The organism is Vibrio sp. KUL70 (assembly GCF_059725515.1).
Window position 1 is genome coordinate 520,853 of record NZ_AP045834.1, and the last position, 12,814, is coordinate 533,666.

General features: G+C 44.8%; 12 protein-coding genes and 1 other annotated feature. Of the genes, 9 read left to right on the plus strand and 3 right to left on the minus strand.

The annotated features are described in order from the left end of the window. Nucleotides 1-57 precede the first annotated feature (57 nt). The gene (locus AC6I7V_RS02300; protein WP_255231445.1) at nucleotides 58-525 is read right to left on the minus strand and encodes a ribonuclease regulator; all 468 of its coding nucleotides are present in this window, start codon (nucleotides 523-525) and stop codon (nucleotides 58-60) included. 320 nt (nucleotides 526-845) lie between these two features. Next, nucleotides 846-961 (plus strand) — a sequence feature (Thr leader region). Between the two features lie 31 nt (nucleotides 962-992). Between AC6I7V_RS02300 and thrA the strand changes: the two genes are divergently transcribed. From thrA to thrC, 3 genes are read left to right on the plus strand one after another with little or no spacing between them, the layout of a single operon-like run. Continuing rightward, nucleotides 993-3,452: a bifunctional aspartate kinase/homoserine dehydrogenase I gene (gene thrA, locus AC6I7V_RS02305; protein ID WP_498011260.1), complete on the plus strand. Its 2,460-nt coding sequence runs from the start codon at nucleotides 993-995 to the stop codon at nucleotides 3,450-3,452. A 17-nt stretch (nucleotides 3,453-3,469) separates the two neighbouring features. Beyond that, complete coding sequence (gene thrB, locus AC6I7V_RS02310; protein ID WP_498011633.1) at nucleotides 3,470-4,426, plus strand: homoserine kinase; 957 nt, start codon at nucleotides 3,470-3,472, stop codon at nucleotides 4,424-4,426. Further along, nucleotides 4,423-5,706: a threonine synthase gene (gene thrC / locus AC6I7V_RS02315; RefSeq protein WP_255231443.1), complete on the plus strand. Its 1,284-nt coding sequence runs from the start codon at nucleotides 4,423-4,425 to the stop codon at nucleotides 5,704-5,706. The genes thrB and thrC overlap by 4 nt, the downstream gene beginning before the upstream one ends. Nucleotides 5,707-5,962: 256 nt before the next feature. Here thrC and grcA read toward each other — a convergent pair whose 3' ends face one another. Next, nucleotides 5,963-6,340 carry an autonomous glycyl radical cofactor GrcA gene (grcA, locus tag AC6I7V_RS02320; RefSeq protein ID WP_150895821.1) on the minus strand — a complete coding sequence of 126 codons (378 nt, stop codon included), beginning with the start codon at nucleotides 6,338-6,340 and terminating at the stop codon, nucleotides 5,963-5,965. Between the two features lie 327 nt (nucleotides 6,341-6,667). Here grcA and nfo point away from each other — a divergent pair, with 327 nt between their 5' ends. The 4 genes from nfo (at nucleotide 6,668) to AC6I7V_RS02340 (ending at nucleotide 9,337) form a co-directional block, all read left to right on the plus strand. Continuing rightward, nucleotides 6,668-7,573: a deoxyribonuclease IV gene (gene nfo / locus AC6I7V_RS02325; RefSeq protein WP_498011261.1), complete on the plus strand. Its 906-nt coding sequence runs from the start codon at nucleotides 6,668-6,670 to the stop codon at nucleotides 7,571-7,573. Nucleotides 7,574-7,687: 114 nt separating this feature from the next. After that, a complete protein-coding gene (locus AC6I7V_RS02330) occupies nucleotides 7,688-7,822 on the plus strand; it encodes a hypothetical protein (RefSeq protein ID WP_263641665.1) in 135 nt (44 codons plus the stop codon). Nucleotides 7,823-8,018: 196 nt separating this feature from the next. Continuing rightward, nucleotides 8,019-8,699, plus strand: a complete 681-nt coding sequence (gene ung, locus AC6I7V_RS02335) for a uracil-DNA glycosylase (protein ID WP_255231441.1) — start codon at nucleotides 8,019-8,021, stop codon at nucleotides 8,697-8,699. An 86-nt stretch (nucleotides 8,700-8,785) separates the two neighbouring features. Further along, a complete protein-coding gene (locus tag AC6I7V_RS02340; RefSeq protein ID WP_498011634.1) occupies nucleotides 8,786-9,337 on the plus strand; it encodes a hemerythrin domain-containing protein in 552 nt (183 codons plus the stop codon). A gap of 69 nt (nucleotides 9,338-9,406) precedes the next feature. Here AC6I7V_RS02340 and AC6I7V_RS02345 read toward each other — a convergent pair whose 3' ends face one another. Next, complete coding sequence (locus AC6I7V_RS02345) at nucleotides 9,407-9,595, minus strand: DUF3545 family protein (RefSeq protein ID WP_032553153.1); 189 nt, start codon at nucleotides 9,593-9,595, stop codon at nucleotides 9,407-9,409. Between the two features lie 709 nt (nucleotides 9,596-10,304). Between AC6I7V_RS02345 and AC6I7V_RS02350 the strand changes: the two genes are divergently transcribed. Beyond that, nucleotides 10,305-11,732: an alanine/glycine:cation symporter family protein gene (locus AC6I7V_RS02350; RefSeq protein WP_255231439.1), complete on the plus strand. Its 1,428-nt coding sequence runs from the start codon at nucleotides 10,305-10,307 to the stop codon at nucleotides 11,730-11,732. 207 nt (nucleotides 11,733-11,939) lie between these two features. Further along, entirely contained in the window at nucleotides 11,940-12,716 is a 777-nt protein-coding gene (gene yaaA, locus AC6I7V_RS02355; RefSeq protein ID WP_150870961.1) for a peroxide stress protein YaaA, read from the plus strand. Nucleotides 12,717-12,814 lie beyond the last annotated feature (98 nt).

A 12,814-nucleotide genomic window follows, 5' to 3' on the forward strand; every position in this document is an offset into this window, starting at 1 on the left:
TTAAAGCGAAAACGAGAGAAGGTTTGGAAGTTGGAGTTGCCTAGAAGCAGAAATCGTTTAAAAGCGGAAACCAATCCCAACTTCCACTCCTTGCTGCCACTCTTCGTAATCTAGGGTGGCATGTAGGTCTAGGTTATCGGTCAGTTGGACGCGACTGGTCACCTCAGCAGCAATCGACTTTTCTTTTCCTTGTTCGGCATTCTCTTCACTGCTGTAGGTATGCAGAGTACTGTTGAAAGAGATACGATCGCTCAGTTGATAGCTTACGCCACTGAGAAATCCATTCTCATGTTTTAGAGCATCGCTATTGATACGAGCACCCACGAACAGGTCGACGTTCTTGAATACCGAGTATGAATAGCCGCTGTCGACTTTCCAAACATCGAAGGATTCATTGGTTGAACTTTGGCTTGAGATAAAAAACTTGTGTGCCGAGGTGTCGAGTTGGCTCGGCAATAGAGGCAACGAGCTCGCGTTACAAACAACAGGTACAGCAAAGGTTAAAAGAAATAGTAATCTTTTCACTTTCCACTCCTGAAGTCGTTATTATTTGTTATATACGTTTGCTGTCTAATTAAAGCACAGATCTTGGTGGTTGACTGTACGAACTACATACCTTTTTGTTCGAATTGGATAAGCAATTAGTTGCTTTTGCGATCTGAAGCAAACTCTACTCATTTTTTATGCCTTGTATTTCATGGCTACTTTCTGCTCTAAATAACGTCTTACTATGAAAAATGTCGTGAATGCGAAAAAAAAGTAACTTTTCATTGACGAGCTGTAGCAAAACTTGATACACGTAGAGATAAGCAAACGCAGAGAATTGAATATGCAGCACTCAAGCCACCTAGTAATGACCACAACCATTATTATTACCGACATTACAATTGTTGGGGCAGGCTGCTAACTAACGGATTTACAAATAAAGGCCTGTATCCCACAAGATACAGGCCTTTTTTTATACCATTTTTATGACTTATGGAGAGGAAGGGATGCGAGTTTTAAAGTTTGGAGGTTCATCATTAGCGGACGCCGATCGTTTTTTGAGAGCGGCGGATATCATTGCTAATAATGCCCAGCAAGAAGAGCTAGCGGTCGTGCTATCTGCACCGGGAAAAACAACAAACAAGTTGGTTGCGGTGATTGAATCGGCACTTAAACATGGTGAAGCGGAATCTCAAATTAAAGAGATAGAGTCCTCTTTTTTAGCTCTATTTTCTGATATTAAAGCGTTGGTTCCGGGCTTAGACGGCTCGGCGTTCCAAGAGCAAGTTGATACATCACTGACTCAACTGCGTCAGTTTGTAAATGGTATTGATCTATTAGGCATGTGTCCTAATCATGTAAACGCACGCATCATCAGCAAAGGTGAGCGTATCTCCATCCAGCTGATGAAGGCTGTATTAGAAGCAAAAGGTCAGCCAGCGAATCTCATCGACCCGGTTCAGTATCTGTATGCGAAAGGCGATCATCTAGAGGCGATGGTTGATGTTGATGTCTCTACACAGAACTTCCGTCAAAATCCTCTTCCTCAAGGACACGTTAACATCATGCCTGGCTTTACTGCCGGCAATGACAAAGGTGAATTAGTTACGCTGGGTCGAAATGGTTCTGACTACTCAGCAGCGGTATTGGCAGCGTGTCTGCGTGCTGATTGTTGTGAGATCTGGACTGATGTAGACGGCGTTTATAACTGTGACCCTCGCCTTGTTGATGATGCTCGTCTTCTTAAGTCATTGAGCTACCAAGAAGCGATGGAGCTTTCATACTTTGGTGCTTCTGTTCTTCACCCGAAAACCATCGCACCGATTGCTCAGTTCCATATTCCTTGCTTGATTAAAAACAGCTTTAACCCTCAAGGTGCGGGCACTCTGATTGGTCAAGACACCGGTGAAGACAACCTAGCGATCAAAGGCATCACTACGCTTAGTGACTTAACAATGGTTAACGTTTCAGGCCCAGGTATGAAGGGCATGGTTGGCATGGCGAGCCGCGTATTCGGTGCAATGTCTTCAGCCGGCGTTTCAATCGTTCTTATTACTCAATCATCATCTGAGTACAGCATCAGCTTCTGTATCGAGTCTGCAGATAAGCAGAAAGCACAACAAGTGTTGTCTGAAGCGTTTGAACTTGAACTGAAAGATGGCCTACTTGAGCCAGTAGAGTTCATGGATGACGTAGCTATCGTAACACTGGTTGGTGACGGCATGCGTACTTCACGCGGTGTTGCTTCTCAATTCTTCTCTTCACTGGCAGAAGTGAACGTAAACATCGTGGCGATCGCACAAGGCTCTTCTGAGCGAGCAATCTCAGCAGTGATTCCTGAAGATAAAATCTCTGAGGCGATCAAAGCGTGTCACGAAAATCTATTCAACTCTAAGCACTTCCTTGATGTCTTCGTTGTCGGTGTTGGCGGCGTTGGTGGCGAGCTGGTGGATCAGATCAAGCGTCAGCAAGGTAAATTGGCAGAGAAAGGCATTGTTATCCGCGTATGTGGTTTAGCAAACAGTAAAGGTCTACTGCTTGATAGTGAAGGTCTACCACTGGAGCACTGGCGTGATCGCATGAACAGTGCAACCGAAGAGTTCAGTCTTCCTCGAATTGCGGCTTTGGTTCAGCGTAACCACATCATCAACCCAGTACTGGTTGATTGTACGTCGAGTGAAGCGATTGCAAATCAGTATGCCGATTTCCTAGCAGCAGGCTTCCACGTTGTTACACCGAATAAGAAAGCAAACACAGCAAGCATGGCGTACTACCATCAACTTCGTGAGGTTGCACGAAACTCACGTCGTAAGCTGATGTACGAGACAACGGTCGGTGCTGGCCTTCCGGTTATCGAGAACTTGCAGAACCTTATCTCTGCGGGTGATGAACTTGAGAAATTTAACGGCATCCTATCGGGCTCTCTATCTTACATCTTCGGTAAGCTTGATGAAGGTATGACTCTGAGCCAAGCAACCAATATTGCGAAAGATAACGGCTTTACAGAACCTGACCCACGTGATGATCTATCGGGCATGGATGTGGCGCGTAAGCTACTTATCTTGGCGCGTGAAGCAGGTATGGCATTAGAGCTTGAAGACGTAGAAGTTGACCAAGCACTGCCACCAGGTTTTGATGATTCAGGTAGCGTAGAAGAGTTCATGGCGCGTCTACCAGAAGCGGATGCTTACTTCCAAGAGCAGTCAGCAAAAGCGGCTGAAGAAGGCAAAGTGCTGCGTTATGTCGGCGAAATTGCCGATGGTAAATGTAAGGTGCGCATCGCTGCAGTTGATGGCGATGACCCAATGTTCAAGATTAAAGATGGTGAGAACGCGCTGGCATTCTACAGTCGTTACTACCAACCAATCCCACTAGTATTGCGTGGTTACGGTGCGGGTACTGAGGTAACAGCAGCAGGTGTATTCTCTGATGTAATGCGTACCCTTGGCTGGAAATTAGGAGTATAAGAATGAGTTCAAGTGATATGGATGTTGTAGTTTACGCTCCAGCTTCAATCGGTAACGTCAGCGTTGGTTTTGATGTCCTTGGTGCAGCTGTGTCGCCTATCGATGGCACACTGCTTGGTGACCGAGTGATGGTTAAAGCAGGTGATGAACCATTCTCTCTAAAAACGGCAGGCAGCTTTGTTTCTAAACTGCCAACAGAAGCAAAAGAGAACATTGTTTACGACTGTTGGACAGTGTTTGCTCGTGAAATCGATAAGAAGGGTGTTGCTCTTAAACCACTAGAGATGACGCTTGAAAAGAACATGCCGATTGGCTCTGGTTTGGGTTCAAGTGCATGTTCGATTGTTGCCGCACTGGATGCCTTGAACCGTTTCCATGGTCAGCCGCTAGACGAAACTGAATTGCTTGCGCTGATGGGGGAAATGGAAGGCAAGATTTCAGGTGGCGTTCACTACGATAACGTGGCTCCATGTTACCTTGGTGGCGTGCAATTGATGCTGGAAGAGCTGGGTATTATCAGTCAAGAGGTGCCTTGCTTTGATGATTGGTACTGGGTAATGGCGTATCCGGGGATTAAGGTATCGACGGCGGAAGCGCGAGAGATCCTACCATCTCAATACCGTCGTCAAGATATCATTGCTCATGGTCGTCACCTTGCTGGCTTTATTCACGCTTGCCACTCTGGTCAGCCAGAGCTTGCTGCAAAAATGATCAAAGACGTGATCGCAGAACCATATCGTGAGAAACTGCTACCAGGTTTTGTTGGCGCTCGTAAATACGCGTTGTCAGCGGGAGCGCTTGCAACGGGAATCTCCGGCAGCGGTCCGACCTTATTTAGCATTTGCAAAGAAAAAGATGTCGCTGAGCGTGTTGCACGCTGGCTAGAACAAAATTACGTACAAAATGAAGAAGGATTCGTCCATGTTTGTCGTTTGGACAAGCAAGGCTCGATCGTTACAGGAAGTGAGTTATGAAGCTGTACAACATCAAAGAAAATGATGAACAAGTCTCTTTTGGCCAAGCCGTTCGCCAAGGTCTAGGTCGTAACCAAGGTCTATTTTTTCCATCAGAGCTACCAAAGTTTGATGATATCGATGCACTACTTGCAGAGGACTTTGTCCCTCGTAGCGCAAAGATCCTATCGGCACTGATTGGTGATGAACTGCCAAAAGAGCAGATCGATCAAATGGTAGATGCAGCATTCCAATTCCCTGCACCTATCAACCAAGTGAAAGATGGTGTTTACGCACTTGAGCTGTTCCATGGTCCAACGCTGGCGTTTAAAGATTTTGGTGGCCGCTTTATGGCGCAATCTCTGGCAGCTGTTTCAGACGGCGGCAAGATCACCATCCTCACGGCGACATCAGGTGATACGGGCGCAGCCGTTGCGCACGCGTTCTACGGTATGGAAGACATCAACGTTGTGATTCTTTACCCGAAAGGCAAGATCAGCCCACTGCAAGAGAAGCTGTTCTGTACACTAGGTAAAAACATCCATACTGTTGCTATCGACGGTGACTTCGATGCGTGTCAGGCACTGGTTAAGCAAGCATTTGATGACGCAGCACTGCGTGAAGAGATCGGTCTGAACTCAGCGAACTCTATCAACATCAGTCGTCTAATGGCGCAGATCTGTTACTACTTCGAAGCGGCTTCTCAGCTGACTAAAGAGCAGCGTGAAAACTTAGTGGTTTCAGTACCAAGCGGTAACTTCGGTAACCTAACTGCAGGTCTATTGGCAAAAGCGTTAGGCCTACCAGTGAAGCGTTTCATCGCTGCGACCAATGAAAATGACACAGTGCCACGTTACCTAGAAACGGGCGAGTGGGCTCCAAAGCCGACTGTTGCAACCACATCAAACGCAATGGATGTGAGCCAACCAAACAATTGGCCTCGTATCGAAGAGCTTTGCCAACTGAAAGGTTGGGGCTTGGATACACTGGGTAAAGGTAAAGTATCTGATGAGCAGAGCGCAGAATCAGTACGTGACCTAAAAGCACAAGGCTACCTATGTGAGCCACATGGTGCTATCGCTTATCGTCTACTAGACGAGCAGCTGCAAGAGGGTGAAACAGGCTTGTTCTTATGTACGGCTCACCCGGCTAAATTCAAAGAAGTGGTTGATGACATTCTAGGTTCAGACATCGATCTACCAGGTCCGCTAGCGAAACACGCTGCGATGGAGCTGCTGTCTGAAGACCTTGCGAATGACTTTGATGCTCTTAAAGAAGTATTGCGTCGAGTTCAGCCATAGTTCTGAATACGCCAATTCTGATAAGAGTATGACAATGACAAACCAATGACGGTTTTGTTAGATTAAACGAAAAGGTGAGTGCCATGGGTATTCACCTTTTTTATTGGCTATGGATACGAGGAGAAGGTATGCATTTTTTAGTGTTTCTAGGCTCAGTACGAGAAAGCACGCCACCGAAACTCAGTATGATAGACATAAAAAAAGCTTGGTCACTAATGACCAAGCTTTTTAAATTTGGTTACGCTTAAGCTCTAAATTATAGAGACTCAGTGAACGTACGTGCGATAACATCACGTTGCTGTTCAGTCGTTAGCGAGTTGAAACGTACAGCGTAGCCCGATACACGGATAGTTAGCTGAGGGTAGTTCTCTGGGTGAGCAACTGCGTCTTCTAGCGTTTCGCGCTTAAGAACGTTTACGTTTAGGTGTTGACCACCTTCAATGCGAGGTGCAGTTTCGATTGCAACTTCACGGCTCTCGTACTCACCTAGATCAGCAGCTGGGATAACTTGGTCAGCTTCGAAACCAGCAGTTGCTGCAACACAACGCGCTTCGTTCTTTTCGCTATCTAGTAGCCAGATTGAGTTAAGTAGTTCGTCGTTTGCTGCTTTAGTAATTTGAATACCTTGGATCATCACTATCTCCTAGTCCACTGAATGTGGTTTGATTTATGGTGTTAACTTTCGAATTTTGTTGAGCTGGCTTATATATACCTATTTTTAATTAGCTTAATATTGATTTAAGTCAAAAAACAACCAAAAACCTTAATTTTTTAATGGTGATTATTTTGAGTTAAATCAATAAAAGCTTTGAAAACAATGTAGTTACAAAATATTTTAAACTATAAAAAATATTTAACGGAAATTTTTGTTGTAAATTTACTACAAAAATAGTGCTTTTATTGAACTGATGTGGATATAAACAAGTATTTATCCGTCATTCTGTAAGTGTGAAGTGATTTAATGACAAACAGTAATTCTCTAGCGAAAAATACCTCAAACTCTCGCCAAAAATTCATCGGTGCTCATGTTTCTGCGGCTGGAGGTGTCGATCAAGCTCCGATGCGCGCACGTGAAATTGGTGCCAACGCATTTGCGCTATTTACTAAGAATCAGAGGCAGTGGGCGGCAAAGCCATTGGAGCCCAAAACCATCAGTGCATTCAAAGCCAACTGCAAGATGTTGGGTTTTGGCGCGGAGCACATTCTTCCTCACGATTCTTATTTGATTAACCTAGGTGCCCCAGAAGAGGAGAAGCTCGAAAAGTCTCGCGCGGCGTTTATTGATGAGATGGAGCGTTGTAACCAACTTGGTCTGACGCTACTTAATTTCCATCCTGGGAGTCATTTAAAGAAAATGTCTGAAAGTGACTGTTTGGCGCGCATCTCGGAGTCTATCAATATTGCTCATCGCGCGGTGCCCAATGTGATCGCTGTGATTGAAAATACGTCTGGGCAAGGGACTAATTTAGGTTGGAAGTTTGAGCATCTAGCGGAAATCATCGATCAAGTTGAAGATAAAGCTCGAGTGGGTGTTTGTTTAGATACTTGCCACACCTTCACAGCCGGTTACGACCTGAGAACCAAGGAAGCCTGTGAAGCGACCTTTGCTGAGTTCGATCGTATTGTTGGTATGCACTATCTAAGAGCAATGCACATCAATGATTCAAAAGCTGAGTTCGCAAGTCGTGTCGATCGACACCATTCGCTAGGACAAGGTGAAATTGGTTGGGCGTGTTTCGAGTATATCGCGAGTGATCCGCGCTTTGATAATATGCCGCTGATCCTAGAAACGATCGATTCTTCGATTTGGAAAGAGGAAATTCAACAACTTAGAATGTATCACCACGCGTCTGTGAACGCAGAGTGATCATTGAGTACAGTAAACCTTAAAAAAACTGTGGCTAAATGAGGTTGTTGGCACCTTTCTTTCATAGTGTTTAATGAATATGTATTTCACTATGTAATAGAGGAGGGTGCCATTATGTATTCGACCACTTACACACCTAAAGCTAATCTTCATGTTTCGACGATCCATGCGACCCCACGTTTGCCGACGCCAAATCGTCATATTCACAGTCACGGTCATCATCGAACGCCTCAGAAAGGTCAATCGTGATTCCCTTCTTTTTATTCTGCTGTGAGTATCGATGAATCTCTATCTGCGAATTTGGACAATGATGTCTATTAATAGCGGTATGAGGTATAACTAGGCTTTACAGTCACAGTTATCACTCATACCGCTATTTTTATCTGAGCAACTCGCTTGTGTCATTTACTAGCGTTACTGAGTGACATCGTTCGGGAGCAATTCAATGAGTTCGTCGCAGACTTGGCAAGAGATTATTCGTCAGCAACAGAGCCAAGCTTACTTTCAGCACATCAACGACTTTGTAGAAAAGCAAAGACGAGATGGTAAGGTCATCTATCCACCCCAAGATCAGGTATTCAGCGCCTTTGATATGACGCCCTTTGAGGATGTGCGTGTGGTGATTCTAGGGCAAGATCCCTATCACGGTGCTCAACAGGCACATGGTCTGGCGTTTTCTGTATTGCCGGGCGTTAAGATTCCCCCTTCTCTGCGTAATATGTATAAAGAGCTTGCTGATGATATTGAGGGCTTTGTGCCACCAACACACGGCTATCTAGCGTCATGGGCAAAGCAGGGCGTGTTGATGCTCAATACTGTACTCACTGTAGAAGAGGGCAAGGCGCACTCGCATGCTAAATGTGGCTGGGAGACGTTTACCGATCATATCATTGCGCAGCTTAATGAACGCAATGAGCCGATTATCTTTTTATTGTGGGGCGCGCATGCCCAGAAGAAAGGGCAAGCTATTGACGAGAGTAAGCATTTTGTCTTGAACGCTCCACACCCATCGCCGCTTTCTGCACGACGCGGCTTTTTTGGCTGTAAGCACTTTTCTCGAACTAATGAACTATTGAAGTCTCAAAATTTGTCTGTGATTGACTGGCGTTTACCTTTCGAAGTCTAAGTTGATGGTTTTCTGAGCAGCGTCAAACCTAACTCTCCTATCATCATATACACTTATAAAGAGTAGGTGTAATGGAGTGCAATACTATGATGATTGAAAGGATAAGAAGAGAGCATGGTTACATGGCTCGTCTGCTCATGATCTTAAAGACAAAACTTGAGCTTCTACAGAAAGAGCGAGCGATAAACTACAGCTTAGTGGCGGAAGTGGTGCACTATTTAATGAACCACTCAGATAAAGTGCATCATCCTAAAGAAGACATTATCTATCGTCACTATTTAAAACATTACGGTAAACAGCAGGCCATCGAAGATCTGGAACTTGAACATCAGCTGTTGGCGGAGAAGACCGCTGACTTCTTAGATGTGGTTGAGATGATTCTTCAAGATGCGGTAGTTCCTCAGCAGGTGTTTATTGATCAGCTCGCTGCATTTATTGAAGCGCAGCGAAAGCATATGGAGCATGAAGAGAAAGTTATTTTACCGATCATTGTCGGGGCTTTTTCGGTACAAGACTGGCGCAGTGTTGAAGAGCTTTGGCAACAGCCAGAGGATGATCCTGTATTCGGTGACACGATTGCCGACCAATACCGTCAGCTTGCCACTCGAGTTCGTCAAAGTGAACAGGAGTGTGTGTAGCTCTCTATATTGGTAGTATCAAAACAAAAGGCACCCGGTTGGGTGCCTATATTTTATCTATCGTGTCTATTAAAGCTTAATGTCGTCGAGGTCGAAATCTAGACCAAGATTCATATCCATGAGTTCTTTTTGAAGGCGTCGACGATCGTTAATCTCCTCAATCTCACGCCACTTGCGTTTTAGAGGTTTTGAGCGCCCTTTCTGTGTTGCACGAGGTAGATCAAGTTCTGTGATTTCATCGTATTGAAAGTTATCCATAAGCTATATCTCCTTCCGTGGGAATAGTCCTTTCGGACTCATTAAATACCATAGTTAACGCCACCATAACTTTGATTTGTTTCTCATTTGTTTCATATTCATGAAGGTTTCGTGTGGTTTTTTGACTTACCATCACACATGCGGCCTATATTCGTGTTCAAAAAGTAGGCAAACAAACTTAGGGAAACGATTAAATTCACTCTCTACGAATGTTAATTCATTGTGCGAAGCTTATGCTCCTTTCGTTACAATGCAACTAAACACGTATCCAAAGGATGAGTGGGTGTTTTACTTGATACTTCCAAAAACGGTGATTGTTCACTATACCTTGTAAAGCCTAGCCTGACGGTTAATTTATGGAGTTTCGTGCGGGATAAGGTGAGATAGGGTCCATTGTTGTGCTTATGTCCCGATAATGTGACTTTTATGAGGTGTTGTTGTTGCGGTTTGTGTTAATAAAAGGTGTCTTTTTAGTGAAATGTCACTTTAATATAATACATTGTGCATATTGATTTTTGCCAAATCTCGCTGCATTATCCGCCCGTCAAAAATACACTGATACGTAAAATGGATGCATGAAGCGACATTTACATTCTCAATCGCCGCAAGAACATAACAATGAATGCTGACACTACATTGACAGAAGCATAGGCGATCAAGAGGAAGGCTAGGAAGCATGATCAGTGCTTAAACTCAATACGAGGTTCACGTGACAGATTTAATCAATTTAATGAACGATCTTCTTTGGGGATCAATCTTAGTTTACTTGCTCGTTGGTGTGGGTATCTACTTCACCGTACGACTAGGCTTCATTCAATTCCGCCATTTTGGCCACATGTTCTCTGTTCTAAAGAACAGCCGTAAAGCAGACAGCGCTGGTATCTCATCTTTCCAAGCTCTTTGTACTAGTCTTGCTGCTCGTGTTGGTACAGGTAACATGGCGGGTGTTGCAGTTGCTCTAACCGCTGGTGGCCCAGGTGCTATCTTCTGGATGTGGCTCATTGCTATGCTAGGTATGGCGACGTCGTTTGCAGAGAGCACGCTAGCTCAACTGTACAAAACGCGCGATAACGACGGTAACTACCGTGGTGGCCCTGCTTACTACATGGAAAAAGGTCTAGGAATGCGTTGGATGGGGGTTCTATTCTCTGTCTTTCTAATCATTGCATTTGGTCTTGTTTTTAATGCGGTACAAGCAAACGCGATCGCAAGCGCAATGAATACCGCGTTTGACTTTGAGCGTAGCTACACTGGTGTTGCGATTGTGGTTATCTCAGCATTCGTTATCTTCGGTGGTATCCGTAAGATCGCACGTACTGCTGAAATTATTGTACCTATCATGGCGCTGGCTTACCTTGCGATTGCGCTATTCATCATGTTCGCAAACATTGAGAGAGTACCAGAAGTATTGGCTCTTATCTTCAAGAGTGCATTCGGTCTGCAAGAAGCAGCGGCTGGTGGTCTAGGCTACGCAATCGCGCAAGCAATGATCAACGGTATTAAACGTGGTCTATTCTCGAATGAAGCGGGTATGGGTTCTGCGCCTAACGCAGCGGCATCAGCAACACCTTACCCACCGCACCCTGCGTCTCAAGGTTATGTGCAGATGCTAGGTGTGTTCATGGACACCATCGTTATCTGTTCGGCAACGGTTGCGATCATCCTAATGTCGGGTGAGTACGTTCCTCATGGTGAAGTAACAGGTATCGAACTAACTCAACGTGCACTAACAGCACAAGTAGGTTCATGGGGTGGTATCTTTGTAGCAGTAGCGATCTTCTTCTTCGCTTTCACTTCAATCATCGCCAACTACTCGTACGCTGAAACAAACCTAATCTTCCTTGAGCACAACAACAAGAAAGGCCTAGTGCTTTTCCGTGTTATCGTTCTAGGTATGGTTATGTTTGGTTCAATGGCAACATTGCCAACAGTATGGGCATTGGCTGACGTATCTATGGGTCTAATGGCGATTGTTAACTTGGTAGCGATTATCCTGCTATCAGGTATCGTGATTAAGCTTGCGAAAGACTACAACCGTCAACTAGACGCGGGTAAAGTTCCAACGTTTGATGCGAACGATTTCCCAGAGCTTAAGTCTCAGCTAGAGGATGGTATTTGGGACGGCAACAAGAAGTAATCTTGTGATGCGGCTCTGAGCAATATAGAGCGTTCACCGTTTCTCAAATTGAAAGGCTAAGGTTGATACCTTAGCCTTTTTTACTGTGTGGATATTAGTGAAATCGATGTTTATCTATCGAAGTAATAGGAAGAGTCGTAAAGACAAATTGATGTTTTTTCTATACTCTATCAAGCATAAAGTCAGATAACCGATTAGGGTAAAGTTATGTTAGTTGTCGTATCACCAGCAAAGACATTAGATTATGAATCACCATTGGCTACCGAGCAGTTTACTCAACCAGAGTTTATTGAACACTCTGCCGAGCTGATTGAAGAGTGCCGTAAACTAACGCCTGCAGATGTTTCGGCGCTAATGAAGGTGAGCGATAAGATTGCCGGCCTTAACGTGGCGCGTTTTGAGCAGTGGAGCGAAACCTTCACTCAAGAGAATGCTCGCCAAGCGATTTTGGCGTTTAAGGGCGATGTTTACACCGGACTTGAAGCGGAAACTCTGACGGACGCGGATTTCGAATATGCACAAAAGCACCTACGCATGTTGTCCGGCCTGTATGGTTTGCTTAAGCCGTTGGATTTGATGCAGCCTTACCGCTTAGAGATGGGCACACGTTTGGCAAATGCTCGTGGTACTAACCTTTATCAGTTCTGGGGCAACCTGATCACTGACAAGCTCAATGAGACGCTAAACGCTCAGGGCGATAATGTGCTTATCAACCTTGCATCGAATGAATATTTCAAAGCAGTGAAGCCAAAGAACCTAGATGGTCAGGTGATCACGCCAGTATTTAAAGACTGTAAGAATGGCCAATACAAGGTGATCAGCTTCTACGCGAAAAAGGCGCGTGGCATGATGGCACGTTACATCATTGAAAACCGTGTTGATTCGATTGAAAAGCTGACTCAGTTTGACACTGCGGGCTACTACTTTGTTGAAGAAGAGTCGAACGCAAAAGAGTTAGTGTTCAAGCGCGAAGAGCAGAACTAATCTTCGCTTTATTTCAATGACTAAAAAGCCCCTGACAGCGTTGCTATCAGGGGCTTTTGTTATTCTGTAGAGTGGGTTAGGTCACCGAACAAGTGACC